23 protein-coding genes, 1 pseudogene and 1 riboswitch are annotated in these 26,304 nt (G+C 61.8%); of the genes and pseudogenes, 9 read left to right on the forward strand and 15 right to left on the reverse strand.

Annotated features, from left to right (window positions below):
* Positions 1 to 260: 260 nt before the first annotated feature.
* Positions 261 to 2,273 carry a UvrD-helicase domain-containing protein gene (locus ACI1V7_RS26730; RefSeq protein ID WP_404535392.1) on the reverse strand — a complete coding sequence of 671 codons (2,013 nt, stop codon included), beginning with the start codon at positions 2,271 to 2,273 and terminating at the stop codon, positions 261 to 263.
* Positions 2,257 to 4,005 carry an ATP-dependent nuclease gene (locus ACI1V7_RS26735; protein ID WP_404535395.1) on the reverse strand — a complete coding sequence of 583 codons (1,749 nt, stop codon included), beginning with the start codon at positions 4,003 to 4,005 and terminating at the stop codon, positions 2,257 to 2,259. The genes ACI1V7_RS26730 and ACI1V7_RS26735 overlap by 17 nt, the downstream gene beginning before the upstream one ends.
* Before the next feature lie 408 nt (positions 4,006 to 4,413).
* Here ACI1V7_RS26735 and ACI1V7_RS26740 point away from each other — a divergent pair, with 408 nt between their 5' ends.
* From ACI1V7_RS26740 to ACI1V7_RS26760, 5 genes and pseudogenes are all read left to right on the forward strand, one after another.
* Positions 4,414 to 5,499 carry a catalase family protein gene (locus tag ACI1V7_RS26740; protein ID WP_404535397.1) on the forward strand — a complete coding sequence of 362 codons (1,086 nt, stop codon included), beginning with the start codon at positions 4,414 to 4,416 and terminating at the stop codon, positions 5,497 to 5,499.
* Between the two features lie 12 nt (positions 5,500 to 5,511).
* On the forward strand, positions 5,512 to 6,210 hold the full coding sequence (locus ACI1V7_RS26745) for a hypothetical protein (protein WP_147936201.1): 699 nt from the start codon (positions 5,512 to 5,514) through the stop codon (positions 6,208 to 6,210).
* A gap of 1 nt (position 6,211) precedes the next feature.
* Positions 6,212 to 7,588, forward strand: coding sequence for a Dyp-type peroxidase (locus tag ACI1V7_RS26750; RefSeq protein ID WP_147936200.1), 1,377 nt, complete (start codon positions 6,212 to 6,214; stop codon positions 7,586 to 7,588).
* A gap of 480 nt (positions 7,589 to 8,068) precedes the next feature.
* On the forward strand, positions 8,069 to 9,706 hold the full coding sequence (locus ACI1V7_RS26755) for a methyl-accepting chemotaxis protein (RefSeq protein WP_404535399.1): 1,638 nt from the start codon (positions 8,069 to 8,071) through the stop codon (positions 9,704 to 9,706).
* A gap of 451 nt (positions 9,707 to 10,157) precedes the next feature.
* Positions 10,158 to 10,589, forward strand: a pseudogene (locus ACI1V7_RS26760) (NAD(P)H-dependent oxidoreductase); the annotation flags it as partial.
* Positions 10,590 to 10,706: 117 nt separating this feature from the next.
* On the opposite strand, the gene ACI1V7_RS26765 reads toward ACI1V7_RS26760, so the two are convergent.
* The 4 genes from ACI1V7_RS26765 to ACI1V7_RS26780 form a co-directional block, all read right to left on the reverse strand.
* Positions 10,707 to 11,657: a LysR family transcriptional regulator gene (locus ACI1V7_RS26765; protein WP_141839173.1), complete on the reverse strand. Its 951-nt coding sequence runs from the start codon at positions 11,655 to 11,657 to the stop codon at positions 10,707 to 10,709.
* 76 nt (positions 11,658 to 11,733) lie between these two features.
* Entirely contained in the window at positions 11,734 to 12,378 is a 645-nt protein-coding gene (gene sorB, locus ACI1V7_RS26770) for a SorB family sulfite dehydrogenase c-type cytochrome subunit (RefSeq protein ID WP_404535402.1), read from the reverse strand.
* A gap of 10 nt (positions 12,379 to 12,388) precedes the next feature.
* Positions 12,389 to 13,675: a SorA family sulfite dehydrogenase catalytic subunit gene (sorA, locus tag ACI1V7_RS26775; protein ID WP_404535403.1), complete on the reverse strand. Its 1,287-nt coding sequence runs from the start codon at positions 13,673 to 13,675 to the stop codon at positions 12,389 to 12,391.
* Positions 13,676 to 13,838: 163 nt separating this feature from the next.
* On the reverse strand, positions 13,839 to 14,819 hold the full coding sequence (locus ACI1V7_RS26780; protein WP_404535405.1) for a malate dehydrogenase: 981 nt from the start codon (positions 14,817 to 14,819) through the stop codon (positions 13,839 to 13,841).
* Between the two features lie 202 nt (positions 14,820 to 15,021).
* Here ACI1V7_RS26780 and ACI1V7_RS26785 point away from each other — a divergent pair, with 202 nt between their 5' ends.
* A complete protein-coding gene (locus tag ACI1V7_RS26785; RefSeq protein ID WP_141839166.1) occupies positions 15,022 to 16,182 on the forward strand; it encodes a TDT family transporter in 1,161 nt (386 codons plus the stop codon).
* A 2-nt stretch (positions 16,183 to 16,184) separates the two neighbouring features.
* On the opposite strand, the gene ACI1V7_RS26790 is transcribed toward ACI1V7_RS26785, so the two are convergent.
* Genes ACI1V7_RS26790 through ACI1V7_RS26800 form a run of 3 tightly spaced genes read right to left on the reverse strand, consistent with a single transcriptional unit; the run spans position 16,185 to position 18,671 of the window.
* On the reverse strand, positions 16,185 to 16,811 hold the full coding sequence (locus tag ACI1V7_RS26790) for a uracil-DNA glycosylase (RefSeq protein WP_141839164.1): 627 nt from the start codon (positions 16,809 to 16,811) through the stop codon (positions 16,185 to 16,187).
* 16 nt (positions 16,812 to 16,827) lie between these two features.
* Positions 16,828 to 17,631 carry a substrate-binding domain-containing protein gene (locus ACI1V7_RS26795; RefSeq protein WP_404535409.1) on the reverse strand — a complete coding sequence of 268 codons (804 nt, stop codon included), beginning with the start codon at positions 17,629 to 17,631 and terminating at the stop codon, positions 16,828 to 16,830.
* Positions 17,632 to 17,660: 29 nt separating this feature from the next.
* Complete coding sequence (locus ACI1V7_RS26800) at positions 17,661 to 18,671, reverse strand: YeiH family protein (RefSeq protein WP_141839160.1); 1,011 nt, start codon at positions 18,669 to 18,671, stop codon at positions 17,661 to 17,663.
* Between the two features lie 102 nt (positions 18,672 to 18,773).
* Between ACI1V7_RS26800 and ACI1V7_RS26805 the strand changes: the two genes are divergently transcribed.
* The gene (locus tag ACI1V7_RS26805; protein WP_141839158.1) at positions 18,774 to 19,670 is read left to right on the forward strand and encodes a LysR family transcriptional regulator; all 897 of its coding nucleotides are present in this window, start codon (positions 18,774 to 18,776) and stop codon (positions 19,668 to 19,670) included.
* Here the strand turns inward: ACI1V7_RS26805 and ACI1V7_RS26810 are convergent.
* Positions 19,667 to 20,458, reverse strand: a complete 792-nt coding sequence (locus tag ACI1V7_RS26810; protein WP_141839156.1) for an ABC transporter permease — start codon at positions 20,456 to 20,458, stop codon at positions 19,667 to 19,669. The genes ACI1V7_RS26805 and ACI1V7_RS26810 overlap by 4 nt on opposite strands.
* Complete coding sequence (locus tag ACI1V7_RS26815) at positions 20,455 to 21,096, reverse strand: ABC transporter ATP-binding protein (protein ID WP_229217788.1); 642 nt, start codon at positions 21,094 to 21,096, stop codon at positions 20,455 to 20,457. The genes ACI1V7_RS26810 and ACI1V7_RS26815 overlap by 4 nt, the downstream gene beginning before the upstream one ends.
* A gap of 71 nt (positions 21,097 to 21,167) precedes the next feature.
* Between ACI1V7_RS26815 and crcB the strand changes: the two genes are divergently transcribed.
* Positions 21,168 to 21,554, forward strand: coding sequence for a fluoride efflux transporter CrcB (crcB, locus tag ACI1V7_RS26820; protein ID WP_141839154.1), 387 nt, complete (start codon positions 21,168 to 21,170; stop codon positions 21,552 to 21,554).
* Here the strand turns inward: crcB and ACI1V7_RS26825 are convergent.
* The 4 genes from ACI1V7_RS26825 to eno form a co-directional block, all read right to left on the reverse strand.
* The gene (locus tag ACI1V7_RS26825; protein WP_141839152.1) at positions 21,551 to 21,925 is read right to left on the reverse strand and encodes a DUF190 domain-containing protein; all 375 of its coding nucleotides are present in this window, start codon (positions 21,923 to 21,925) and stop codon (positions 21,551 to 21,553) included. The genes crcB and ACI1V7_RS26825 overlap by 4 nt on opposite strands.
* A gap of 8 nt (positions 21,926 to 21,933) precedes the next feature.
* Positions 21,934 to 23,250: a voltage-gated chloride channel family protein gene (locus ACI1V7_RS26830; protein ID WP_141839151.1), complete on the reverse strand. Its 1,317-nt coding sequence runs from the start codon at positions 23,248 to 23,250 to the stop codon at positions 21,934 to 21,936.
* Positions 23,251 to 23,309: 59 nt separating this feature from the next.
* Positions 23,310 to 23,375, reverse strand: a riboswitch (Fluoride riboswitch).
* Positions 23,376 to 23,503: 128 nt separating this feature from the next.
* Positions 23,504 to 24,130, reverse strand: a complete 627-nt coding sequence (locus ACI1V7_RS26835; RefSeq protein ID WP_141839150.1) for a histidine phosphatase family protein — start codon at positions 24,128 to 24,130, stop codon at positions 23,504 to 23,506.
* 20 nt (positions 24,131 to 24,150) lie between these two features.
* Positions 24,151 to 25,437: a phosphopyruvate hydratase gene (gene eno, locus ACI1V7_RS26840; RefSeq protein WP_141839149.1), complete on the reverse strand. Its 1,287-nt coding sequence runs from the start codon at positions 25,435 to 25,437 to the stop codon at positions 24,151 to 24,153.
* Positions 25,438 to 25,565: 128 nt separating this feature from the next.
* Here eno and ACI1V7_RS26845 point away from each other — a divergent pair, with 128 nt between their 5' ends.
* Entirely contained in the window at positions 25,566 to 26,288 is a 723-nt protein-coding gene (locus tag ACI1V7_RS26845) for a 2,3-bisphosphoglycerate-dependent phosphoglycerate mutase (protein WP_141839148.1), read from the forward strand.
* Positions 26,289 to 26,304 lie beyond the last annotated feature (16 nt).

Genomic DNA, 26,304 nt, shown 5'->3' on the forward strand with positions numbered 1-26,304 from the left:
GTGAAGTGCTGGCCAATGAATGGCCGAGTTCCACCCCAGGAGATGGTGAGGCCACTAGGTCCTGGTTCACGCGCGGGCTCAGGTTCTCCGCGCTGCCCGGCTGCGCCACGTGATTCGGTTCCAATCGGCCCAAAGCTACCGTCAAAAGGGACGCCGGCTGGAGTGGCCAGGCGTTCCGAAGCGCGTCTTGATCGCGCGGTCGTTAGCAAGGCGCAATAGCGGGGCATAAGGAATGGAAGCTGCCTGCCGCGCGGTTCCTGCTACAGGCGGACGACTTCCCACCTGCCCAGTGGCATACTGGCCCCCAGCTTCCCGAACCTGCCTTCGTGGACGGCGAAGCAGAGCAGGTGAGTGGGCCTTGAGAACCCTACATAGACCATTTTGGCCGACTGCACGACTAGGTTGTGCGGCTTGGCGGACAGGGGATCCCCTTTTAGCTGGCCCGCGAGACGTTCGGATTCGTAATTGCCGCCGCCGCCCCGTTCGTAAAAGGACTCCATGTAGAGCGTTGCCGCATGCGTTTCCCCCTTTACCCGGTGCACCGAGGCAATCTCGACTGTGACTCCGTCGTGCTTGAAAAAGTTGGCTGCTTCGCTGCCGGTTTTCATTGCTATTGCCGGCGTGCCTTCGCTCCGGGTTGTTATGAACGCGGAACTCTTGTCCACCTTGCCGCCGAACTGCCGCAGGAACTCGGGCAGGGCGGCTTGGATCTTCCCCAGCACCGCCGTGCCCTGTCCGCCCAAGACGTCGGCGCACCACTCGTACACCTGCGCCTGGTAAGTCGGCCAATAGTCGTGCCTGTCCTCCCGTAGGAATCTCAGCATCCTCGCTCTCGAGTACGGCATCCCCTCCGGATTAAAAAGAGCTTCCTCCCTCAGAATGCGCAGCAGGGCGTTGCAAATGCTGCCCTCGATCGACGACATGGTGCGGTCTTCCTTATCGTAGTATTCGAGGTGGCTCGCTAGATCAGAGTAGTCGGGCTTCTGCTGCTGTTCTTCCTTTGAAAAGCCCGGGTAGTAATCGCAGAGCCGTACTTTTCCGTCCCCCTTCTGTGTTGCCCACGCGATAGCTTTGTACCTGTTTTTCCGGCCGTCCGGAATCTCTCCGGTGTCGAGCAGCGTTCGGATGAGGGACGCGAACGTGGGGACCACCTGCTCCTTCGTCGTGTCGGAGTACACGATGAGTCTGGGCTTGACGGATACGGGAAGGCCGTCGGCTCGCATTTGTCTCCCGTCGATCTTCAGCGGGGAGACCGCGAACGGACTGACTATCCCCGCGACCATCGGACTCAACCGGTAGCTCCCGTTGAGCTGTAGTACTGTCGCCCGGTCCTTCCAGAAAGCGTGCGCCGAGGCGTCCCTACCTTCGAAAATGGCTTGGTTCTTGTCGCCGATCCGCTGGTAGATGCTCCGTGAGCAAGGGCTTACCATGAAGGCCTCTTCGAGCAGGTCATGCTGGTGCTGTTCCATGTCCTGCATCTCGTCAACGAACACGTAAGCGAACCTTCTCTGGAGAAGCTCACCTGCGAGCGGATTCTTCCGTAGGGACAGGCTTGCGAGGAAGTACGCATCGTCGTAGCACAGGTATCCGGCCTTCAGTATCTGGGCCTTGAACGCGGACACCCAGGCTCCCACGCGCGCCTTCTCGGCTTCATTCCAGTCGGCGTAGTTCTGTGGCTTGGTGTTGCCCCGTGGCTTGCTAAAGTCGATGGCTTTGCCGCCATAGCCGTCCGTGAGGACGGCCTTACCGTTTTCCATACTCCACCTGATGGCTTTTTTCGATGCCATCAGGTAGCGCCTGGCGTTCCTGTTTTCCTCATCGGTGAAGTCCCTGATCTTGAAAGGCGGACGCGAGAATCTCTGGTCATAGATGCCGTCGTCTATTCTAAGCAGTGCCTTATTGAAGCGGTTGGCGTAGTAGGGCACGGCGAGGAATTCGTCCACGAACGACTGGATGGTACCGACGAAGTTCGGGTACCTGAATAGGTTGGAGCAGCGGGAACCGATCCTGTCCCTTATCTCGTCGATAGCGGCGTTGGTGTGGGATATGACGAGGACGCCCGCACCGTCGGCGAAGGGAAGGTGGCGGTCAAGGATCAGCAGCTTCGCGAGTAGCGCTGTCGTCTTGCCGCTGCCGGGTACGGCCTGGAGGTCGATGGTGTCCAGGTTTCTGATGAAGTCGCGGCGCTCGCTATCGAATGACTCACCGGCCGGAAGGAGGATGCTCTCGGCGTAGGCGATGTCCTCGTCCGTAACGCTAAACGCCGCAGGCATATTCAATTGCCTTCACGAGGTATTCGACGTGTTTGTCGCCCGCGACCTTCGACTTATCAATTTCGCCCTTCGCTATCGCCTGCGCCAGCCGGCTCGCGATTTCGGTCTTCTTCAGCGACTGGCTCTCCAGTTTTTTGGCGAGGGTCACGTCGAAGTCGGTCCACTCGGTGCCGCTGTGAACAGCTTTCGCTATCTCTTGGAATTTCGGTCCGAACGCGGCGGATTTCGATAGGCAGTATTCCAGAGTCCACTGCGGCGCAATGAAGGACTTAACACACTGGCCGTCGTACTTGACTGTTTTGGCGGCGATGGCAGCCGCGAGCATCGCTTTGTCTCCCTTAATCGCGCCGTCCTCGTTGTCCGGAGAAACGTCTGAATCCGTAATTACTGCCACCGGCTTGGGGAAATCGGGCTTGGCCTTGCGCTTGAAGATATTGGCGTACCGAATGAAGGCGAGGCTGTTAACGTTGATAACGGCGATCCCCTTCTGGGTCAGGTTATATCCAAGGAGCTTGGCGAATTCAGGCACGAGCAGCTCTTCCGACCATCCCTCGACTAGGATCACTCCTTTCGAGAAAAACAGGTTAGCTTTCGTGACGTCGAGGAACCGTTGGAGGAACGCGTAGTCGTCAGTTGCTAGCTCTGTGTGCGCAGGGCCCATCGGGAATGCTTTGCCTTCGCTGCATATAACCAGATCCTTCAGCTCTACTTTCGATCCGATATTCGGGCTGTGCGTGGTCAGGATGAGCTGCACATTCGCCTGCTTTTGGAGCATTTCGACGGCCTGCATCTGGGCCTGAGGATGCAGGTGCGCCTCCAGTTCTTCCACCAACCCCAGGCGTATCCCGGTCCATCCGCCCTTGTTCAGGTGAAGCAACTCGGACGCCATGAAAAGGCGGTTGAGCGTGCCCAGCCCGGGCTTCGTTTCGCCAGAGATCGAAAGCTCCAGCTTCTCCAGGAGGTTCCTGAGCTGACCGCGCTCCGTGACCGCGAGCCCGGTTTTCTTGCCCGGTTCGTAGAGTGCCGCGATATAGCCATCGATGTCGTCTTTCAGAGCCTTGCCGAGCTGGTCCGGAATCGTTGCCCCCGCATGGTCCTTTCCGTCGAAATAGCCTTCGATCGAGCCGTTGAAGCCTGCGAGCTGCTCCATCAGCACGTGGCCGATACCCTTGTTCTTGAACGCTTCGTGCCCGACGAGAATCTGCGAAAGCCTCGAGTTCTTCCTGGCCACCAGTTCGTCTTCCGCGTCGCGCAGCGGCTTCAGGTACGTAACCTTGAGGTACTCTTTGGCTTCAGGGCTGAGCGCCTTGCCTTCGGCGTCTGCGCCAGCGCGTACTTCGTATGGCAGGACATGACCGGTAAGCGGGTTCTTCTTCGCGTCGAGGATAAGGCGGAGATAGGGCAGGGGCGCCAGCACGCCACGCTCCCAGCAGAGGAACTCGGTGAAGTTCTTCGCTTCCGGCGGCCCGAGGCCGGACAGTATCACCTCGATCCTCATCCTGCACTGCGTGTGGTGGAAGTCATCCTCGCCGACGCGGGCCCAGTCATAGCTGTGCGTCTTGAGAACGAGGCGGATGGCGTCGATGATGGCAGACTTGCCCGAGTCGTTTTCGCCGATCAGTACGTTGAGGCCTGCGTTCAGGCAGAGGTCGAGGTGCGGCGTCCCCAGCGCAAACGCCGCGCCCGTCCCGAACTTGCGGAAGTTCCACAGCTTGATATTGGAAAGGTGCATATTGAAAATTTCCGTAAGGATTCTATTTTCATCAGGCATTGTATGTGAAATAAGCTAGACGCAGGCTGGGCCTGTGGCCTCACCGCTCTGTTCGCGCCTGCTAGCTAATGGTCGCTTGCTCTAAGTGAATGATGTCCGCAGCGTCCATGCACTTGGAAGTGAATTTGTTAGATATCTGCCGAGTGGAGCATCGTCCGTTGAAGTAAATCTGCCACCATCCCTTTCTGATTATTTCAAGAGTGTAGACCGTCCTCCCTGTCGTCTACGCGTGGCAAATTTGGCCGAAAGATCAGGCAGCAGTTGCGTCAAGCTTTACGATAGAGTGTTCACTCGGTTGCACTGCAACAAATTATCTCCTAACATACACTTTCATGATGCTTTTAATGCAACTTTTTAAGGAGTGTCGCTGTGCGTCCTTTGCCCTATGCCCCTGATGTAGAAACGGTTTCTGAAGGCGAAGCACACCTCACAGACCAGATCGTCGAACAGATGGCGGCCGCCAACCGCTGCGCGTTCGAGCGCCACCGTCACGCAGTCCGCGACGCCCATGCCAAGTCCAATGGCCTGCTGATTGGCGAACTAGCGGTGCATGCGAATTTGCCGCCCGAGCTGCGCCAGGGGATTTTCGCCGAGGCGCGCAGCTACCACGTTGTCGCGCGCCTATCCTCGGCACCCGGCGACATCCACTCCGACAAGATTCCGGCACCGCGCGGCTTTGCGCTCAAGGTGATGGGCGTGGAGGGCGAGCGCCTGTCGCCCGGCATTGCTGGCGCCAACCAAGACTTCCTGATGGTGAACTTTCCGGTGCTCGCCTTCGGCACCATCCCCAAGTACAAGCAGATGCTAGCGCTGCTCGAAGCCAATTCACATGCGCCGGATACCTTCCAACGGCTGGTGGCTGGCACCGCGCGTGGCGCGAAAGAGCTAGTGCAGGCACTGGGTATGGAACCAGGCGCAACGCTCGAAGGATTGGCGCGCGATAATTACCATCCGCTCGGCGAGACTTACCACACGCAGGCGGCGATCCGCTTTGGCGACTACATTGCCAAGCTCGCGCTCGCGCCCAAGTCTGCGGAGGTGCGTACGTTAACAGGGCAGCCTCTGACAGAGGTGCATGATGCCTGCATGCGCGACGCCGTCAGCGCCTTCTTTGCCGAGCATGGCGCCGAATACGAACTGTCGGCGCAGTTGTGCGTCGATCTGGCGGCGATGCCGGTCGAAGACGCCGCCGTACGATGGAGCGAGGCGCGTTCGCCACACTGCCCTATCGCCACGCTGCGCTTCCCTCCGCAACCGACGGCGACGCCGCAGCGCCAAGTGTATGGCGACGATGTCCTTTCCTTCAACCCCTGGAACGGCATCGAGGCACACCGGCCGCTGGGCGGCATCATGCGCATCCGGCGCGCGGCCTATGAGCGTTCGAGCGCATATCGCCACACGATGAACGCGCGGCCGCGCACGGAGCCATCGCAGCCTTCCGACATTCCCGATTGAGGAGCCAGAACCATGACCGAGAAAACCACCGACCCGCGCCTGGACGACGAAACCTGGCTGCAGGAAGTCAGGCGCCGCATCGACGCGGTGGCGCACGACGCGCCGCATCTTGCGAAGATCGCGCTGGAAGCGATGGTGCGAAAGCACAATCCCGACCTGAAGGGCAGCGCCAGGTCGGCCGGGCGCGCCGGCAAGCAATCCGGCAACGTGTCCGAGCTGACCGCCATCGCGCAGCTCAAGCCGGGCGGCGCCGACCGCCTGCGCCGCATTTTCGATCTCACCAACGGCAATATGGACGGCGCCCAACGCGTCTCCACCTTGCACGACATGCGTTTCGTCTTCTTCGACAACGACACCCGCATCCTGTTCGCCACCACCTATGACGGCGACTGGGACAGCTACATCAACGATTTCGCGACCAAGATCCCGGAACTGATGGACCTGCTGTTCGCGAACGTGGAAGGCTGGCCCGGCATCGCCAGTCCGCAAGTGAAGGACTTCATCGCCTCGCACCAGATCGACGCCGCCGGCTGGTTCGTCGCCAATCCGCAGGTGACAGTGGTCGACACCCGCCGCTACCAGCGCATGGAAAAGGCGCTGGATGCCTTCTTCGACGCCATGGCCGCGCATCCGCCCGCAGACGAGACGACGCGCAAGGCGCTCGATACGCTCACGGCCGCGATCTCGCAGCCGGAAGGGGTGGATTACTGACATGAGCCTGCTCACCGATCTGAAGGCGCGCTTCCGGCGCGAACGGGTCACGCTGGCCCTGGACGACATCCAGGCCCTGATCCTGCGCTCGCGCCCAGAACCCTATGTCGGCATCCACGCGATGCTGCATATCGACGAGGCGGAAGGAGGACGCGACCTTGTGCGCCGCCTAGCCGCCCACATCCCCTCCGCGGCTGGCTGGACCGACGACCGCGAAGCCTGGATTGGCGCGGCGCTCAGTTTCCAGGGCCTGAAGGCGCTGGGCCTACCGGAATCCTCGCTGAAGAGTTTTCCCCTGCCCTTCCAGCAAGGCATGGCGGCACGCGCCGAACAACTGCGCGACATCGGCGGCAATGCGCCCGAACACTGGGACGAGGCCTTCCGCCCCGGCGCCTGCCACCTCGCGCTGACGATCTACGCGCGCGACGAGGCCGCGCTCGACGTCGCACGCGCCAAGGCCATGGGCGAACTGGCGCGCTCGCACGGCGTGACCCTGGTCGGCACCCATGCCTTCGGCGCCGATGCCGACGCCAAGAATCCCTTCGGCTTCCGCGATTCGATTTCGCAGCCGGCAGTCGCCGGCAGCGGCGTCGATCCGGTGCCGGGCCAGGAGCGTGCGATCGCGGCCGGCGAATTCATCCTCGGCGAAGACAGCGAGAACGGGGCGCCGGTGGCGATGCCCGATCCGCCTGAACTGGGGCGCAACGGCTCCTTCGTGGTGCTGCGCAAGTACGCCAGCCAGGTCGGCGCCTTCAATGATTTCGTGCGCAGCCATGCCTCCGGCGAACAGGAGGAAGAGCTGCTTGCTGCTAAGCTGGTCGGCCGCTGGCGTAGCGGGGCGCCACTGATCCTGGCGCCGGGGCGCGACGATCCGGCACTGGGCGCCGACCCGAACCGCAACAACGATTTCGATTTTTCGACGGATCCGCGCGGCCTGGTCTGCCCGCATGCGTCCCACATGCGGCGCCTGAATCCGCGCGACAGCAGGCTAACGATCCTGACCGATGTGAACATCCACCGCATTATCCGGCGGTCCTCGACCTTCGGCCCCAAATGGAGTCGCGAGGTAACGGCGGCAGACGATGCACGGAGTGAGCGCGGCATCTTCTTCATCTTCATCAGTGCACGCGCCTATGACACCATCGAGTTTCTTCAACAGGAATGGATCAACCGCGGCAATTTCATCGACTTGGGCACGGAGCGCGACGCTATCGTCGGCCTGCACGAGACGCCTGGCAGTTTCACGCTGCCACAGTCGCCAGTGCGGCGCCGGTTGGACGGCGTGACTACTTTCAACCAGCTCAAGGGCGGCGAGTACCTGTTCATGCCCTCGCTGGCAGCGCTACGCTGGATCGGCGAGGCCGGTTGGGCACGTTAATAATCTGCGGAACAGGAAGCTGTAACCGTTGGCCCGCAGGCGTAGGAAGACTGCTTCACGGATGCGCCGCCAACCGTCGGCTTGCAGCCACTCTTGAAGAGGATTCTAGTGAATACCTCGAATTTAAACTCCATACACTAGAGAACCCGATAATATGGTTTCTAATGTCGAAGAAGAACGAATGCGTCCTGAGCGAGAGCTTGGGCTGGTAGTACAGGCGGAATTCTTCGTGTTCGATGGCTTGCCACAGGGCGGTTTCCAGCAGAATTTGAATTTATTGAGAGTTTTATAAGTCATATGCAGCGTTGGTAACGTTCGATAAATATCGTACGTTCGTTCGTGGTTGATTAACGACAGAGAACGGGTTTTTGGCACGTTTTAATAAATAGAACGTTGTGTAGGAGTTATCCTACATAGATTGTTATTACACACTTTATCCGGCAAATGTAGTGCGCGCGGATCACTTTATCTAGAACGTCCATGACTTTATCAAACATCAAAATCGGCATGCGGCTGAGTGCTGCCTTCGCTCTTGTCCTTCTACTTCTAGGCAGTACGCTGTTATGCGCCTTGTGGCAACTTGGCCGCATTAATGACGCGAAAGCGACGATGGTCGAAACGAGTCACAAGGCCAAGCTGGCCGCTGCATGGCGTGAAGGCATTGCGACGAACAGTGTTCGAACGCTGGCAAGGGCAAGAAGCAACGACCCCGCCGAGGACACCATGCTTGACCGAGAGATGAAGGAAGTCAGTGCCCAAGTAAGCAAGGTGCAGGAAGAGCTCGAAAAGCTCGTCAAGAGCGAGAAGGGCAAAGCAAATTTACGGGCGGTCGCCGAGCAGCGTAAGGTATATAGCGATGTTCGCACCGAACTGTTCAAACGCAAGGCTGTGGAGGGCGCCGGCCCGGAATTCAAGGCTTCTATTGCCGACAAGCTTGTGCCGGAGATGAAAAAATACGTTGCCACGGTCGACAACGTCGTTGCCTTTCAGGATTCCCTTTTCCAAGAAGCGAACATCCACATCGACGAAGTCTACGCAGAGTCGAGAACATTCCTCGTCGCCCTGGGTATCGCCGCCCTCGGCTGCGGTATCGGGCTTGGGATTATACTTACCCGTAGCATTACGCGTCCGCTAGTACGCGCCGTAGACCTTGCCCAGCAGGTAGCGAATGGCGACCTGACGGCTGAAATCGAGGTAACGTCAAAGGACGAGGTGGGTGTGCTACTCTTGGCTCTTAAGCACATGAACCAAAGCCTGCTCAAAACCGTAACCGAAGTTCGTTCCGGAACGGATACCATCCTCACTGCTTCTCAGCAAATCGCGGCGGGTAACCTGGATCTTTCCGCGCGTACTGAGCAGCAGGCCGGTTCGCTTGAGGAAACCGCGTCATCGATGGAAGAACTGACAAGTACGGTACGCCAAAACGCCGAAAACGCACGCCAGGCGAACATGCTGGCGGCAAGCGCCTCTGACGTCGCGATGAAAGGCGGCGAGGTCGTTGCGCAGGTCGTGGTCACGATGGCGTCCATCAATGAGTCATCGAAAAAAATTGCCGACATCATTGGCGTTATCGACGGCATCGCATTCCAGACCAACATTCTGGCGCTGAATGCTGCCGTCGAGGCCGCCCGAGCGGGCGAACAAGGACGGGGATTTGCCGTGGTTGCGTCTGAAGTCCGCAACCTGGCGCAACGTTCGGCCTCTGCTGCGAAGGAGATCCGTACCCTCATTAGCGACTCAGTGGGCAGGGTTGGCGCCGGCAGTCAACTCGTGGAACAGGCGGGTACCACCATGAGCGAAATCGTCCATGGGATCACGCGTGTTACCGACATCATGTCCGAGATCGCCAGCGCGAGCGTAGAGCAAACCAAGGGGATCGAACAGGTCAATGCCGCCATCACACAGATGGACGACGTGACACAGCAAAATGCCGCTCTGGTTGAGGAAGCTGCAGCAGCGGCTAGTTCGCTCGAAGACCAGGCGGCCTCACTTTCGCAGTTAGTCAGTACGTTCAAACTGGACGGCAGTACGTCCGATAAGTTCGGGACGTCTTTGTATCGATCGTCAGATCAGCCGGTTAAAATCGCACGTTCGTCATCGCGACAGCTCGTTGTCTAATGATTTACTTTCGTGCGTGAGTGCGGCTTCCAGACGTCTGCTGTATATAAGATGTATACATAAATGGCTCTCGAACTATTTGCTGCGCCAGGTGCCGCCGTGTTGTTCGTCCCCCCGTGTCAACATGCCCGGCATGGCATGTTCTGTCCAATCCAATAAGCTCGACAATATTTTTGCTAATGTCGAGTTAAGGTTTGGGGTCGCACCGGATTTCCCTGAAGCGCTGTGCGTGTGTCGCGAGACCTGCGCTTTATTCGGCGGCGGCGTCCCCGCGGGTTGCTGCAAGTTCCTTGCGAGGCAACTCTTCCAGAGAGATGCCGCACTCGAGCCAAGCCTTGAGCCAGGCCGGCTTCCGTCCGATGAAGTAAAAGTGAAACTTCTTATGAAGTAAAAGTGAAACTCGCCGGAGAAATGAAGTAAAAGTGGAACTTCTCCGCCGACTTAGCCCTCATGGTCGGAAAGCCAGGTGTGGTGTAGTCCTGAGCGTCATGGCGCGATTACCGCGGTGATGAAGAACCAGATCGACTGGATTCCGCTGGAGATGGGCGCGATCAGGCCGAGCCAGGGACGCACGCTGGCAGTTATGCAGGTATGCGGCGGCTCACAGTCCTTCAATGTGGTGAATACCCTGCGCCTGCTGGGACGCTGGATGCGTATGTTCACGATCCCGAACCAGTCCTCGGTGCCAATGGCCTACAAGAAGTTCGACGACGCTGGCCGCATGCGCCCGTCCGCCTACTATGACCGCGTGGTCGACGTGATGGAAGAGCTGTTCAAGATAACGCTGCTGATGCGTGTGCGGACGGACTACCTGACGAACCGGTACAGCGAACGTAATGAAAAAGCGCTGAAAGCCATCAACCGTCAGATCCAGAAAATATGAGGCGACTGCGGGAGGATGCGTATTTCGACGACAATTACCTGAAGTTCATCTGGGAGCGATAGCAGAGGTCGATACCGCGTAAGTCATCCTCTTTTCGATCTGGCTCGAGGTGCAGCGTCAACCATATTCATGGGCCTGGCCCGCAAGCTTGCGCCGCACCCGCCTGCTTGCCGTCGTGCGGCACAAAGCCAGGAAGCCCAGGAGTCTGGTCGACAGCACCTTGTTCCTGTGGTGAATGATGAAGAAGTTGCGCTTGAGGGCGGGCAGCGAGGTTCGTACCACTACCAGCCGACCGCTCGCGAGGAAATCCTCGACCACGAGCCGGGACAGGCAGGCCAGCCCCAGTCCATGCGCGGCCGCATGCTTGATCGCCTCCGCGTTGCTGAATTCGCCTGCCGAGCGCAAGCTGTGCAGGTGAGGGACGAGCGCCTGCTCGACCGCCTCACGGGTTCCCGAACCGGGTTCGCGTAGTAGCCAGCCGGCGTTGCGCAAGGCCTGCAAGGACACGGTCCCGTCGCTGGCGGCACCGTCGGTAAGCAGCGGGTGGCCGGCGGCGGCAACCACCACAAGGTCGTCTGCTATCCACGGTTCGACCTGTAGCTGCAGGTCATGACATGGCCCTTCTACCAAGCCGAGATCCAGCTCGAAATTCGCGACCGCCGTTGCGATGTCGGACGTATTTGCAATGGTGACGCGAGGCGGGCCCTGGGGCGACGCGGCGAATGCCTCCGCCAGTATCGCCGGCAACAGGTAGATGCCGATCGTCGTGCTGGCTCCGAGATGCAGGCCGAGGCCTGTCAAGCTGTTCTGCTCGGCGAACTGGCGTTCGATCGTCGTCGCTGCGTCCAGCATCTGGCGCGCCTGGGGCAGCAACAGGCGGCCGTTGTCGTTGATGAGCAGGCGCTTGCCGACCCGGTCGAACAGCTGGACGTCGAGCATCGCCTCGAGCTCGTTGAGGGCTGCACTGGTCGCGGATTGCGACAAGGCCACCTGGTGAGACGCTGCCGTGGTGCTGCCCGATCCTGCGATGGCGAGGAAGATCTGAAGCTGGCGAAGGGAGAGGCGCATCGTTGGCGGGCGTCGAGTTGTGCTGACGCCCAATTATATTGAAACCACGCCGCTTGCCAAAACGCTGCGCATTTCCCTATTGCTTCAGAACGAAATCGGCCAGCGCACGCAATTCCTCGGGCTTGAGCTGGGGGAAGGGCGGCATCGCCGCCTGTCCCCATTTGCCCGAACTGCCGCCATGGATGCTTTTTTCAAGGAGGGCTTGCGCTCCGGGATTGCCGCGGTATTTTGCGGCCACCTCATGGTAAGCCGGCCCGACGATCTTCTTGTCGATTGCATGGCAGGCCAGACAATTGTTGGAAGCGAGCAGCGCTTGCACGTCGGGATCCTTTCCCGCCGCCGGCTTCGTAGCGCCCGATGCCCACGCGAGCCTGAGTTCTGCCGGCAAATCGGCTTCCTTCGCGCTGCCATAGGTCACCGCGAGATAGGCGCCGATGACCTTGACGTCGTCATCGGTGAGCGGGGCGCCATACATGTGCTGCATCTTGCCGACTTCGCCGGTCCATTGGACTAGGGTCATGCCTGGCGGCTGGTACTTGATGTAATCGGCGGAATGACAGGTAGCGCATTTCTGCGTGGCGATGACATAGCCGGGCAGGCGCGACGACTTGAGCTGCGCTGTCTCGGCAGGAAGCTTGAGTGTATGAACTTCGGCGTACGCCGGCGCGGCCATGCCTGCAACGAGCAGGAAAACAGGCAAGAAGGATTCGATTCGTTTCATGGGCGCCTCCTCAGGCGATGGTCACGGGGTAGGATTCGATCACATGGCGGCGATAGCCCCCCGGGTTCCAGGTCGGGTCCGCCGGCTGCACTTCGCCGGCACGGTTGGTGGCCCTTACCATCAGGACAGTCTGGCCGCGTGCGGCGAAGCTTACCGGCAGGCGCCACTCGCGGAACGAATAACGCCCGAGGTCGGCGCCGAGTTCCGCCGCCCGCCAGGTCTTGCCGCCATCGATCGAAACATCCACGGCCTTGATGCCCGCGCCGCCGTCGAAAGCGATACCCTTGAGCTGGACCGTACGGCCGGCGGGCAGCACGCCGCCGCTGGTGACGCTGGTGATAAAACTGCGCACCGGCAGGGTCGAGATCGGCCTGGTCCTGGACGGCGTGGTGCCGGGTGCCACGCACAGGCAGTCATTGTCTGGCACGCGATAGGCCGTCGTCATGAACAAGGCATCGTGGCCTTCGAAAGGCTTGTCGAGCACCTCGATTTCGGACAAGTGCTTGACCCAGTAAGTGCCGAAATAGCCGGGAACGATCAGCTTCAGAGGATAGCCGTTCAGGTAAGGGATGTCCTGGCCGTTCATGCTCCAGGCCAGGAGTACGTCGTGGCCAAGCGCGTGTTCGATGTCCAGCGTTTTCCTGAAATCGGAGGTCGACGGCAGCACAGGCTGGTCCAGGCCGTTGAACATCACCTGTCGTGCATTGGCGCCGACGCCGGCCTTTTCCAGCACTGTCTTGAGCGGCACCCCGACCCAGCGCGCATTGCCCATGGCGCCGTTTGCCAACTGGGCACCGAAGACGCGCGGCGACGAGAACCCGCGGCTGTTGCCGGAGCACTGGTTGACAGCCACGACTTCGACAGGCTCTCCCAGCGCCTTGAGTTCGGAAAGCGACAAGCTCAGGCTGCGCTTTACCGCACCCTTGACCTCGAGCCGGTAGGTCTCAGGATCGATCGACATCGGCAGGTTCGCCAGATGGTAGCGCACGAAGAACGCGTCATTGGGCGTGATCGCCCCGTTGTTGAAGACCTCGAACGGTGTTTCGAGGTGCGGCGGACGGGTCGTGACGCGGATCAAGGGACGCTTTTGCGGATAACTGACCAGTTCGCGCGGGCCATCGGCAAACGAGACCCCGTCGTCCTTGGCGATGGCGGCAAGGCTGGCGCCCGGGGCGGCGGCCAACCCAGCGGCAATGAAACCAGTGTGCCGAATGAAACGGCGGCGTCCCTCGAAAGGGCGCGCGCTATCGTAGGGACCTGCAGGTTTGGCGGTGTCGTCGCCTGATCTTCTTGTCATGGCTGTTGTCTCCTGTGATTGACCGGGCGCCGGGTTCCCGGCGTGATGGTCAGCCTAATATACGTCGCATTATTATTTCTACAAAATTGCTGGATAAATTAAAAGTCGGAATTCAACCTGATATTTTGGTAAATTCCGTACCGAGGATGACAATTTACGGAGGTCAGTCCAGCAGATGCCGAATGGCGTCGCGCTCCTGCACCAATTCATCGACTGCCGCCTGCAGTTTTTCGCGCGCGAAGGTATTGATGTCCAGGCCACGGATCCGATTTGCCTGGCGCCCGTCGCAGACGACCGGCACGCCGAAGAAGATGCCTTCCGGGATGCCATACCCGCCGTCCGACGGCAGCGCCATCGAGACCCAGCGCCCGCCGCTGCCCCTCACCCAATCGCGTACGTGGTCGATCGCGGCATTGGCCGCCGATGCAGCGGACGACTGGCCGCGTGCTTCGATGATGGCTGTGCCGCGCTGGGCCACCGTCGGGATGAACACTTCTCGGTTCCAGCGCTCGTCGCGCAGCGCGAACGAGGCAGATTGGCCATCGACGAGGGCGAAGCGGTAATCGGCATACATGGTGGGCGAGTGGTTGCCCCAGACTATCAATTGCGAAATACTGTCGACACTCTTGTCCAGATGTAGCGCCAGCATGGCCTGGGCGCGGTTGTGGTCAAGCCGGATCATCGCGCTGAAGCAGGATGGATCGAGGTCCGGCGCCGCGTGCATGGCGATCAGTGCATTCGTGTTGGCAGGATTGCCGACGACAAGTACCTTGACTTCACGCTTGGCGACCGCGTTCAGGGAGCGTCCCTGCTTGGCGAAGATCCCTGCATTGGCGGCAAGCAAATCCTTGCGTTCCATACCTTTGCTGCGCGGCTGTGCGCCGACAAGAATGGCGATGTCGGCGTCGCGGAAGGCGACTTCCGGATTGTCGGTCACCAGGACTTCCTGCAGCAGTGGAAACGCGCAGTCTTGCAACTCCATGTCGATACCACGCATGGCGCCCAGGGCATGTGGCAGGTCGAGCAACTGGAGAATGACAGGCTGATCGGGGCCGAGCAGGTCACCGTTGGCGATACGGAAAAGCAAGGCATAGCCGATCTGGCCTGCGGCGCCGGTAACTGCAATGCGAGTCGGGGTTTTCATGTGCGCTCCAATAGTGTTGAGTGAAAGTTACAACTTCAGTGTATTGAGCCGGGAACTAGCTGTAAAACGAATAAAATGAGTATTATCAAGCTAAATATCAGCTTGATTTTCTTGCTGTCCGTCGTGTTTCATGAATTAGGCATTTCGATTTAAGCTACGGTTGCCAGCGCATGCTGCGCGCTATATTCAAAATTGGAGAGCCATGTCTTTCAGCGAAATCATCGCCACCTCGTCGGGTCTCAAGCCTTTAAGGCAATTGAGCAGTCCGATTGAAGCAATCAGGCAATTCACACCGAATTGGTTCGCCGTGACGATGGGTACCGGTATTCTCGCGCTCGCGCTCGCACAATTCCCTTATGCCGTTTTCGGGCTGCATCAGCTTGCCGAAGGCCTTTGGCTGCTCAACATCCTGCTGTTCGTCGTGTTCGCCGCGATGTACGGCGCGCGCTGGCTGTTGTTCTTCGACGAGGCAAAGCAAATCTTCGGGCACGCGACGGTATCGATGTTCTTCGGCACCATCCCGATGGGTCTGGCGACGATCATCAACGGTTTCCTGGGGTTCGGCGTGGCGCGCTGGGGGCAGGCCGCGGTCGCGGTAGCGCAATGCCTGTGGTGGATCGACGTCGCCATGGCGCTGGCCTGCGGCGTACTGATTCCGTACCTGATGTTCACCCGCCAGCAACACAGCATCGACCAGATGACTGCGGTGTGGCTGCTGCCCGTGGTCGCAGCCGAAGTGGCGGCCGCCAGCGCAGGCCTGCTCGTGCCGCACCTGCAGGACAGCGCGGCGCGCTTCACGGTGCTCCTTACGGGTTATGTGCTCTGGGCTTATTCGGTGCCCGTTGCACTCAGCATCCTCGCGATCCTGCTGCTGCGCATGGCGCTGCACAAGCTGCCGCACGAAAGCATGGCGGCATCGAGCTGGCTGGCCCTGGGCCCGGTGGGTACAGGCTCCCTGGGCATGCTGGTGCTCGGTGCGGATGCGCCTGCGACGTTCGCCCTGTTCGGCATGGAAGAGGTCGGCCGGGTCGCATACGGCCTGGGGGTCGTGAGCGCACTGCTCCTGTGGGGGCTGGGCCTGTGGTGGATGCTGCTCGCGACACTGATCACCTGCCGCTATTTCCGGAGCGCGGTACCCTTCAACCTTGGCTGGTGGGGGTATACATTTCCGCTCGGCGTATTTGCCGTGACCACGCTGCGGCTTGCCAATGTATTCGATTCGCTGTTCTTCGACATCGCCGGCGCGCTGCTCGTAGCGGTGCTGGCCATGCTGTGGCTGGTGGTCGCGTGGCGCACGGCGAATGGCGCCTACCAGGGCAAGCTGTTCGTCTCGCCTTGTATTGCTTCGCTGCAGCGCCCGTGAGCTTAGGTGGTACGGCGCCAGGCGCCGGCAACCCCGCGCGCCTGCGCCAGCGTGTCCACGATCTGCCGCGCTACGTGAGGGCCGGCGCAGACAGCGAGCGGACTCGGATGTGGCATCGACAGCACCTGGATATCGGGCCGGCTGGCGCGGATGGACGCTTCGGCGCGCCTGGCCGTGCGTCCCGCGCACACCACGACGCGCAGCTCCGGCAAGAATCCGAGGACGTCGTCGAGCAGCGCGATGCCGGCGCGGATGTCGCCGGCGCGCAGCTGCATCGGTGGGCCATCGACCGGCGGCAGCCAGGGAACCGTGTTCCAGATCACCGTCTCTTCGCGCGCCACGCAGGCCTGCGCCAGGAAGAGCTTGAGGTTGCGCTGCGCCGGACCGGGATTGTCGCGCGACACGAAACGCGGCCGCATCGCCTGGCGCGCCGGCGCTTCCAGCAGGACCAGGATGCGGGCGAAGGTGCCGCCATCGCGCGGATCGAACCACGGCATCTCGCGCATGCCGCCGGCGTGGCTTTCGACCCAGCGGTTGAGCGCAGCCACTGGCGCGGTATGGCGTTCGCGGTAGCGGCGCGTAACTTCCTCCGGGTCGTCGAGATTGCGTTCCTGCGCTTGCCCGGTCATGGCAGGACGCGCGCCGTCATTTTTGCCATCCCCATTTGGTGAAAATCGCGCTGCCCTGCGGCGACTGCAGGAAATCGACGAACTGCTTCGCAGCCGGGTTGCCGCTGCCGTGCTCGGTCAGGGCGACGCCGGCATCGCGGTAGATCGCGTAATCCGGTTCGATCGACACGACGTCGGCGAGTTTGGGGTTGGAGACCTGCCAGATGTTCCAGATCAGCCATGCATCGATGTCGCTGCGGCTGGTCCAGGTGTCGCGCGCGATCGCGCTGTTGGCAGCATAGCTGGCGATGTTCGTGCGGATCTTGCGCACTGTATCGAGATTGCCTTTCCTACCCGCCATGTCCTCCCAAACGCCATTCTGGCCAGCCCCGTTGACGACCAGGATGCGCACGCCGGGTTTGACGAGGTCGGCGACGCCATGGATATGCTTCGGGTTGCCCGGACGAACCAGGATCGACAGCGGACGCAGGTAGAGCGGCGTGATGCTGGCTTCCTGGATGCGGCCGCCCATCGCAACGGTGAAGTCCGTCATCATGGTTTCCGAGCCGCTGTAGATCACGTCGGCATCCTGCTTCGCGCGTTCGATCCAGCCCGGTGTCGGGCCCGCCGTCACTGTCACCTTGATGCCGTGCTCCTGCTCGAAGGCGGCAGCCGCTTCCTTCATCGCCGGCGCGGGACCGCCGGGGCCGTACACCAGTACCGGCTGTGCGGCACAGGCGATGCCTGTCATGAGCGCGAACATCGCGCCTGCAGCGAGTCGGCGAGCGGTGTTATGACAGAGATATGATTTCATTGGATTTTTCCTTTTTTTAGTTGGCATAAATATAAGTCGGGAAGAGGGCGCTGTGCCTATACACCCAGCAACTTGATCAGAGCAAAGCTGACCACGCCCAATCCTGCGAGTGAGCCGATTACCACCGAGGCCACCTTGGCGCCGGCACGCAGTACGGCGCGGGCATCGACGCCCAGTCCGAGGGCCGCCATCGACATGATGGTCAGGAAGTTCGCCGCGTCGTGGGCAGGCGCCAGTGCAGCCTGCGGAATCCAGCCCATCGAACGCAGCACCAGAAGCAGCAGGAAACCGACGATGAACCACGGCACGAGGTGCGACAGCGCAGGGCGTGCCCGGCCGCTACCGCGTCCGAACATCGACAAGACCAGCACGACCGGACCCAGCATCAACACGCGCACCAGTTTCACCAGGGTGCCGATGTGGACGCTCGCGGCCGATACCGATGCGGTCGCCGCCAGCACTTGCGGCACCGCATAGACGGTCAAGCCGGCGAACACGCCATACTGCACCGGGGTGAACGACAGCAGTCCTACCAGCAGCGGCAGGCCCAATACGACGCCCACGCCAAGCACGGCGGTGAAGGCGATCGAGGCGGCGACGTCCTTGCCGTCGGCATCGATCACCGGCGCCACTGCAGCGATCGCGGAATTGCCGCAAATCGAATTGCCGCATGCGATGAGGATCGCCATCTTCTGCGGCAGGCCCGCGCTGCGCCCAATGAAATAGCTGAACACGATCGCAACCACGACCACCGCCGCGATACCGCCGATGAGGCCGAGGCCGTTGGCCAGCAGCGCACCGGCACTGACCGAAGCGCCCAGCAGCACGACCGCGATCTCGAGCAGCAGTTTGGCGCCGACATGGATGCCTGGATCGAAGCGCGGGTCGAGGCGGTGCAGGGTGCGGATACCGGTGCCGATGAGAATGGCCAGCACCAGGCTTTCGAGCCAAGCGCGGCCGAACACGTGGGTTTCGGCCACTTCGAGCAGATAGGCAGCTGCCGTCACCGCAGCACAAAGCAACAGGCCGGGAACGGCGGCGGACAAATTGTTCACTTGATTCTTCATTATTTTTCTCATATTCATATACGTCGATGTAATAAGTATCGCTGTACTGAATTGTTTGGTCTATTTTAAAATTACGAACATATCTTTCTAAAATATTGAACGATGACATTGGATCAGTTGCGTATATTCGTCGAGGTCGCCGAACGCCAGCACCTTACCCAGGCCGCCGCCGTTCTCTTCCTGACCCCTTCGGCGGTCAGCACTTCCATCAAGTCGCTGGAAGAGCGATACGGAACGGCGCTGTTTCACCGTGTCGGCCGGCGCATCGAAATCAGCGACGCGGGACGAATTTTTCTCGTCGAAGCACGCCGCGCGCTCGCGAGCGCCCAGGCAGCCGAGGCGGCGCTGGCCGATTTGGGCGAGCTCAGACGCGGGTCGCTAACGATCCACGCCAGCCAGACCATCGCCAGCTATTGGCTGCCGGCCTTGCTGGTACGCTTCCGCCAAGCATGGCCGGGAATCGATTTGCACATGGAAGCGGGCAATACCGAGAGCGTCGCCGAGGCCGTGCTGCAAGGCGGCGCCGATCTCGGTTTTGTGGAGGGAAACATAGAACCGACCGGCCTGGAGGAGGAGACTGTCGGCGAAGACAATATGGTGGTTGTGGTTGCGTCCGATCATCCCTGGGCCGACGGCAGGACGCTGACGGCCAGAGAACTGGAAGCTGGACAATGGATTTTGCGTGAAGCCGGTTCGGGCACGCGGTCCGCTTTGGAGACCGGACTCGCCGCGCTCGACGTGGCGGTCGTCAATCTGCAGATCGCACTCGAACTTCCCTCAAATGAGGCGGTGCGCAGTGCGGTCATGGCGGGACCGTTTGCCACCGCGATGTCGGAACTGGTCGTGGCGCCGCATGTGCAGGCCGGCTTGCTGGCACGGGCGCACTGCGCGCTCCCGGCGCGCAGCTTCTCGATGCTGCGCCACGCCCAGCGGCATCGCAGCCGCGCCGTCGCCGCCTTCGAAGACATGGTGCGGACCAGGAAGCGGCCGGATAACTAAGCCAAGAGGTCCAGCCGCAGCCTGTCGCGGTCGTCGCCAAGTGCGCGGCTGGCCAGCCAGACCACGCCGCCGGCGGCCAGTCCGCTGCTCCCGGCCAGCAGGAACAGCAACAGGATCTGGTATTCGACGGCGCCGAGCGGATCCATGCCGGCGAGGAGCTGGCCGGTCATGATGCCCGGCAGCGTGATGATACCCGCCGCGGACATCTGGTTGATGACCGGGATGAGGCCTTTACGCACCGCATCGCGCATCAGCGGCGCAAGCGCTGTGCGCAAGGATGCACCCAGGGCCAAACGGGCTTCGATCTGATTGCGCGACACAACCACGCCGCCGAGGAAAGCGTCGAGGGCCAGACTTGCCGAATTTAGCACGCTGCCCAGCACGATGCCCATCAACGGGATGGCATAGCGCGGGTCGTGCCAGGGCGTGGGGCGGATGGCCGTCATCAGGGCCAGCACCACCGTGGCCAGGCTCGACAGCGCTACCACTGCGCCCGCGATACGGTAGTTGCCCCAGCCGGCCAGGCGCTGCGTCGGCCTCGTTGCGACTTCGCGCGCGGCAGCGGCGATCATGAGGCAGGCGATGGCCAGCGTCAGCGCCGGCGCGTCGGAACGGAATACGATGCGCAGCACGAGGCCGACGAGCAGCAACTGCAGCACCATCCTCAGACTGGCGACAAGCAAGGGCCGATGCAGGCGCAGGCCGAAGGCGATCGAAACCGCCGCATCGAATACGACCAGACTGGCCGCGAGCGCCATGTCCGACGCCGACAGTGCAATCTGGCTCATGCCACCTCGAGCCGGCCGCTCGCCATACGCAGGCACCGCTGCCCGAGGCGCTCGGCCTGTTCTTCTGAATGCGTCACGACCAACACCGACGTGCCTCGTTCGAGTTCCGAACGCAGTAGGGCTTCGAGAGCTGCGGTCGAGGCGGCGTCGAGCGCCGAAGCGGGCTCGTCTAGCAGGAGGACACGGGGCCGGCAAGCCAGGGAACGGATGAGCGCGAGGCGCTGGCGTTCGCCGGTCGACAGCAGCTCCAGGTCGGTATCAAGCGCAGCGGCCCGCAGTTTCAGCGCATCGGCCAGTGCCTGCGCCCGCTTCTGCTCCGATGCCGGAAGGTGCGCGCGCGCGGTCGCGTCCCACCAGGCCGGCTCGGCTGCTTGATAGACTACCATCGAACGCCATGCCGGCGCCGTCCAGCTTGCGCGCTGTGCGCCGTCCAGCAGCACCGTGCCCTCGTTGGGAATCAGGTCCGCGATCATGCGCAGCAACACGCTCTTGCCGGAACCGGATTCACCGACGATGGCGATGCATTCGCCTCGCCCCAGGTCCAGGTCGACCGGGCCGGCATGTGCCGAGCATAGCGCACGCAGTGCAAGACGAACGGATGGATCGAAACGAGCAAGGGAATGGAAAGACATGGGCATGGAGTATAGCCGGGTGCGGCTGCCCATAGTGCCGTGTTAAGGTGGCAAGGTACATTACAAATGGGACATCGATGGAGTTTTCTTCCGTATTCGCAGTCGCCACCGGCGCTGCGCTGGGAGCGCTCGTGCGCTGGTGGACGAGCGTGGCTTTGAATTCGCTGTTTCCGGAGATTCCACCCGGTACTCTGCTTGTCAATCTGGTGGGCGCATACATCATCGGGGTGGCGATACCTTGGCTAACCGAAACGCCGTCGCTCGCGCCCGAGATCCGGTTGTTCGTCGTCACCGGCTTCCTTGGCGGCTTGACGACCATGTCGAGTTTCGCCGGCGAGGCGGTGATCCTGCTGCGCGCCGGCCGCTTGGCCATGGCAGCCGGTGCAGTGCTGCTGCACGTTGCCGGTTCGCTTGTCATGTGCACGCTCGGCATGGGGACGGCCGCATTACTGATGCGCCGCTAACCGGCGCTTGCGTGCGTCGCCTTGCCCTCGGTTGCGAGCGGCAGCTCGCATCGCAACAGCACGGCCTGCACCGCGTGCAGTTGCGCATGGTGTTCGAAAAGGAACGCGCGAAGCGCTTCTTCCGTATCGACCAGTTCGACGCATTGCGGGTGGCGCCCTGCCGTTCCTTCCACGTGGGCGTGGGATGGCTTCTCACCCGGCAGGTAGCCGCTGCCGACATGGAACAGCAACGCCTGGCGGATGCCGGCGCGGCGTGCCTGCGTCAGCAGTTGGTGGGCGAGCTGCGGGGGACTGAGATGGTGCCACAGACGGGTGGCGCGGGCACGGGCCGACATCGGGATGTACAGGCGCAGGACGGCAAAATCGTTCATCGTGTGGCTCACTGTTCAGGACGCTGCGCTGCCGGCCTCGCGCGTTCGCGCGCACGGTAGGCATGGAGTTCGGACAGACGCAGGTCCTCGGGAAGCGCGCGCCGGTGCTTGGCCCGGCCGATGCGCTGGGCGCGGTAGATGCCGGTGTGCCCCGAGAACAGGTAGCTGACGACGCAGGCGAGCGCTGCGTACGGCGCGATCTCGCCGCCGAACAGTTCGATGGCCATGACGGTAGACGCCAGCGGCACGTTGGCGGCGCCGGCGAACACGGCGACGAAGCCGAGCGCGGCCAGTAGCGGGAAAGGCAGGTGCAGCAACGGCGCCAGGGCGTTGCCGAGCGTGGCGCCGATATAGAACAGCGGCGTCACTTCGCCGCCTTTGAAGCCACTGCCGAGTGAGACGACGGTAAACGCCAGTTTGCCGATCGAGTCTTCGAATCCCAGCGGCTGCTGGAACGCCTGGACGATGACCGGAATGCCGAGACCGATATAGCGCTGTGTCCCGCTCAGCCAGACCGCCAGGGCGACGATTGCGCCGCCCAGCAGGGGGCGTGCCGGACCGTACGGCACATGGCGCTTGGCCGTGTCGCTCAACGTGTGCGTCAGCGTCGCGAAGAGCATGCCTGCCATGCCGAACGCGATGCCGGCGACGACGACCGCAACCAGGCCGGTCGTACCGACAGCCGGTACCGCGCCGAGCACATAATGTGTGTGGTGGATACCCCACCATAGTCCCACGCGGTCGGCGACGATGGCGGCGACGATGCAGGGCAGGATCGCGTCGTAGCGCATGCGGCCGATCGCCAGTACTTCCAGGCCGAAGATCGCGCCCGCCACGGGCGTGCCGAACACGGATGAGAAGCCGGCGCTCATGCCGGCCATGACGAGTACCCGGCGTGTATCGCGGTCCAGACGCAACATGTGGGCGATTTGGTCGGCCAGCGTGGCGCCCATCTGCACCGCCGTGCCTTCGCGACCTACCGATGCGCCGAACAGGTGCGACAGCACGGTACCGCCAAGGACCAGCGGCGCCATCCGCAGCGGGATCGTTTTCTTCGGGTCGTGGATCTCGTCGATGATCAGGTTGTTGCCGGCCTCGACATCCTTTCCGAGGCGATGATAGATCCACCCCACGGCGAACCCGGCCAGGGGGAGCAGCCAGATGATCTGCGGTGACGCGACACGGATTTGGGTGACGCGCTCGAGTGCAAACAGGAAGAATGCGGACGCGGAGCCGGCGAGTGCGGCCGCGATGACGGAAAGCAGCAGCCACTTCGCCATGTAATGCAAAAGCTCGACTTGTTCGGGTGTGTGATCAGGTTTCATCGGTCCAGTGAGTGAGCCCAGCTGGTCCGGATCGAGGCATGCGCCTACCTTCCCGGCCGGGAAAGGTAGGCATCATCAGCTCGGGATTGAGCGGTTACGGGAGGAATGCCATCTCCAATTAAAGTCAATCATAGCAAGGTTTGCTTGTTCCGCCAAATCATCGCGCGGCGTCCTGAGCGCAGGCGACGCCGAATTCGACCTTTTAACCTGCTGTAAAAACTTCGATCCACTCGTCTTCCCGCCATTTCCTTGTTTAAACGCCAATCAGGTGACCGGTTTCGTTAATGCGTTGGATGACGAACGAATCGTCCTCGAACGTGCATTCATTCACGCAGCAAGGCGTCTGCCGGAGTTGCCAATAATGACTGAGAGAAAGCCCAAGGCAATGCAACAACAGCACACGGTTGACGCTGTCGTGCCCGACCAGGACGACGGTCTGGCCGGCGTGTTTCAAAAGCACGAAATGGAGGACACTCATGACGCGTACCAACACCTGTGCGAGCGTCTCGCCGCCGGGTATCAAGGCCATGTCGGGTTTCGAAAACCACATCCGTGCCGGCCCGGGCCACAAGGACTCGACACGATCGTGCGTCAAACCTTGCCACTGGCCGTAGTCGATGTCGGCGAGCTCGCCGAGAACGCTTGCAGGCGCGCCGGTTGCGCGCTCGATCGCCGTGCCCGTATCGATGCAACGGGATAAATTGCTGGTGTAAATGGCATCCGGCTGCCAGCCACGCGCCACGCGCCGTCCCAGCGCCTCCGCTTGGCGCCGTCCGAGTTCGGAGAGCGGGAATTCGGCGCATCCACGAAATCGCGGCGGATCGATGCCATCGACGTGGCCATGACGAACGACGACGATGCGTGTAACCAGGCGCGTCATCGGGCTAAGCTGTTTTCAACCTACCCGCGCACGAACGCATCGCGGCCGGCGTAAGAGGCATCTCGACCCATCGCTTCTTCGATGCGCATCAGCTGGTTGTATTTTTCCACGCGCTCGCCGCGCGCAGGTGCCCCGGTCTTGAGGTGTCCTGTACCGAATCCGACCGTCATATCGGCAATGAAGCTGTCGACCGTTTCGCCGCTGCGATGGGAGACCATGGCGCCCCAACCGGCACGGTAGGCCAGTTCGACTGCGGCGCGCGTTTCGGTGAGGGTGCCGATCTGGTTCGGTTTGATCAAAACGGCATTGGCGACGTCTTCCTGAATTCCGCGTTCGATGCGTTTGACGTTGGTCACGAACAGATCGTCGCCAACCAGTTCGACCTTTTTGCCCAGCCGTTTGTTCATCATGCGCCAGCCGGCCCAGTCGTCCTCCGCCAATCCGTCTTCCAGCACGGCGATCGGATAGCGTTCGATCCATCCCTCGTACAGGTCGACCAGCCCGGCCGCATCGACCTTACGGCCCTCGCTGCGAAGGTGGTACAGGCCGTCCTCGTAAAAGCCGGACGACGCCGGATCGAGCGCCAGCACGATGTCGTCACCGGGTCGATAGCCTGCCTTTTCGATCGCTTCGAGGATTAATTCGACGGCCTCGGCGTTGCGCTTAAGGATAGGCGCGAAGCCGCCCTCATCCCCGACCGCCGTGTTGTAACCACGCTCCTTGAGGATGGTGCGCAGGCGATGGTAGATCTCGGCGCCGTAGCGTACGCCCTCGGCGAACGTGGGGGCGCCGACGGGGGCGATCATGAATTCCTGAAAATCGGTCGCTTGCCAATTGGCGTGTACCCCGCCGTTGAGGATGTTGAACATCGGTACCGGCATGCGTGGAGCGTGCGACGCGGACAGGGTACTGAACAAGGGCAAGCCCGCCGCCGCGGCGGCAGCGCGCGCCACAGCCAGACTCACGCCCAGAACGGCGTTCGCCCCCATCCTGCTTTTGTTCGGCGTACCGTCCAGCGCAATGAGAAGGGCATCGATGCCTTTCTGGTCGGTCGCGTCCTTGCCGGCAACGGCGGTGGCGATCTCGCCATTGACGTGGGCGACGGCATTCTTCACGCCCTTTCCGTCGTAGCGGCGCGGCTCGGCGTCACGCAGTTCGACGGCTTCATGAATGCCGGTCGAAGCGCCCGAAGGCACGGCGGCGCGACCGACGACGCCGCATACCAGGCGCACGTCGACTTCAACCGTCGGGTTGCCGCGCGAGTCGAGGATCTCGCGCGCATGGATGTCTTGAATGGCAGGATTCATAAGAATTTCCAGGGTGAAAGCCGGCATCGAACGCGTGCCCGGATAAGTTTGCGGTTACTCTATCCCAGTTCGTCCGGGGGTTGCGCGCGACCCGGCCGGGACGCAGCCGATCCGAGGAGTGAGGCGCCATGCACCGACTGATTTTGATCCGCCACGGCGAGTCCGCCTATAACGCCGATAACCGCTTCACGGGGTGGACCGATGTCGACCTCACGCCGCTCGGCATGGCGCAGGCGCGGGCGGTGGGCGCGACGCTGCGCGCGGCGGGCGTGGCGATCGACGTCGCGTTCACATCGATGCTCAAGCGCACCATCCGCTCGCAATGGATCATCTGCGAAGCAATGGACCGCATGTGGCTGCCGATTGTGCCGGACCCGCGCTTGAACGAACGCCATTACGGTGCCCTGACGGGGCTGAACAAGGCGACGGCCGAACGGGAATACGGCGCGGCGCAGGTCGCCGCCTGGCGCCGCTCGTTTGCCGTGGCGCCTCCGCCGATGGCGCTGCAAGATGCGCGCGCGTATGCGGATGATCCGCGTAACCGCGGTGCCCGGGCAGGCGAGATCGTGCTGAGCGAAAGTCTGGAAGATGTGGTTCGGCGCGTGCGGCCGTTTTGGGAAGAGCTGGCGGCGCCGGCGCTGCGCGAGCGACGGGGCGTCGTCATCCAGGCGCACGGCAACACCATCCGCGCGCTGATCAAGCATCTGGAAGGAATGAGCGACGACGACATCGCCACGCTCGACGTGCCGAACGCCACGCCGGTCGTCTACGAGTTCGACGCGGATATGCACGTGCGCCGTCGGTACGACATGCCGGCCGTGAGCGACGAAGGCCGGCACTCGCTGTTCTGATCGGGCCGGCGGCCGA

Source organism: Massilia paldalensis (assembly GCF_044901715.1).
Classification (GTDB): Bacteria; Pseudomonadota; Gammaproteobacteria; order Burkholderiales; family Burkholderiaceae_D; genus Telluria; species Telluria paldalensis.

Coding starts and splice junctions, on each gene's coding strand:
- ACI1V7_RS26730 (WP_404535392.1), bottom strand. CDS start 2,273: ATGCCTGCGGCGTTTAGCGTTACGGACGAGGACATCGCCTACGCCGAG.
- ACI1V7_RS26735 (WP_404535395.1), bottom strand. CDS start 4,005: ATGCACCTTTCCAATATCAAGCTGTGGAACTTCCGCAAGTTCGGGACG.
- ACI1V7_RS26745 (WP_147936201.1), top strand. CDS start 5,512: ATGACCGAGAAAACCACCGACCCGCGCCTGGACGACGAAACCTGGCTG.
- ACI1V7_RS26750 (WP_147936200.1), top strand. CDS start 6,212: ATGAGCCTGCTCACCGATCTGAAGGCGCGCTTCCGGCGCGAACGGGTC.
- ACI1V7_RS26755 (WP_404535399.1), top strand. CDS start 8,069: ATGACTTTATCAAACATCAAAATCGGCATGCGGCTGAGTGCTGCCTTC.
- ACI1V7_RS26765 (WP_141839173.1), bottom strand. CDS start 11,657: ATGCGCCTCTCCCTTCGCCAGCTTCAGATCTTCCTCGCCATCGCAGGA.
- sorB (WP_404535402.1), bottom strand. CDS start 12,378: ATGAAACGAATCGAATCCTTCTTGCCTGTTTTCCTGCTCGTTGCAGGC.
- sorA (WP_404535403.1), bottom strand. CDS start 13,675: ATGACAAGAAGATCAGGCGACGACACCGCCAAACCTGCAGGTCCCTAC.
- ACI1V7_RS26780 (WP_404535405.1), bottom strand. CDS start 14,819: ATGAAAACCCCGACTCGCATTGCAGTTACCGGCGCCGCAGGCCAGATC.
- ACI1V7_RS26785 (WP_141839166.1), top strand. CDS start 15,022: ATGTCTTTCAGCGAAATCATCGCCACCTCGTCGGGTCTCAAGCCTTTA.
- ACI1V7_RS26790 (WP_141839164.1), bottom strand. CDS start 16,811: ATGACCGGGCAAGCGCAGGAACGCAATCTCGACGACCCGGAGGAAGTT.
- ACI1V7_RS26795 (WP_404535409.1), bottom strand. CDS start 17,631: ATGCCAACTAAAAAAAGGAAAAATCCAATGAAATCATATCTCTGTCAT.
- ACI1V7_RS26800 (WP_141839160.1), bottom strand. CDS start 18,671: ATGAAGAATCAAGTGAACAATTTGTCCGCCGCCGTTCCCGGCCTGTTG.
- ACI1V7_RS26805 (WP_141839158.1), top strand. CDS start 18,774: ATGACATTGGATCAGTTGCGTATATTCGTCGAGGTCGCCGAACGCCAG.
- ACI1V7_RS26810 (WP_141839156.1), bottom strand. CDS start 20,458: ATGAGCCAGATTGCACTGTCGGCGTCGGACATGGCGCTCGCGGCCAGT.
- ACI1V7_RS26815 (WP_229217788.1), bottom strand. CDS start 21,096: ATGCCCATGTCTTTCCATTCCCTTGCTCGTTTCGATCCATCCGTTCGT.
- crcB (WP_141839154.1), top strand. CDS start 21,168: ATGGAGTTTTCTTCCGTATTCGCAGTCGCCACCGGCGCTGCGCTGGGA.
- ACI1V7_RS26825 (WP_141839152.1), bottom strand. CDS start 21,925: ATGAACGATTTTGCCGTCCTGCGCCTGTACATCCCGATGTCGGCCCGT.
- ACI1V7_RS26830 (WP_141839151.1), bottom strand. CDS start 23,250: ATGAAACCTGATCACACACCCGAACAAGTCGAGCTTTTGCATTACATG.
- ACI1V7_RS26835 (WP_141839150.1), bottom strand. CDS start 24,130: ATGACGCGCCTGGTTACACGCATCGTCGTCGTTCGTCATGGCCACGTC.
- eno (WP_141839149.1), bottom strand. CDS start 25,437: ATGAATCCTGCCATTCAAGACATCCATGCGCGCGAGATCCTCGACTCG.
- ACI1V7_RS26845 (WP_141839148.1), top strand. CDS start 25,566: ATGCACCGACTGATTTTGATCCGCCACGGCGAGTCCGCCTATAACGCC.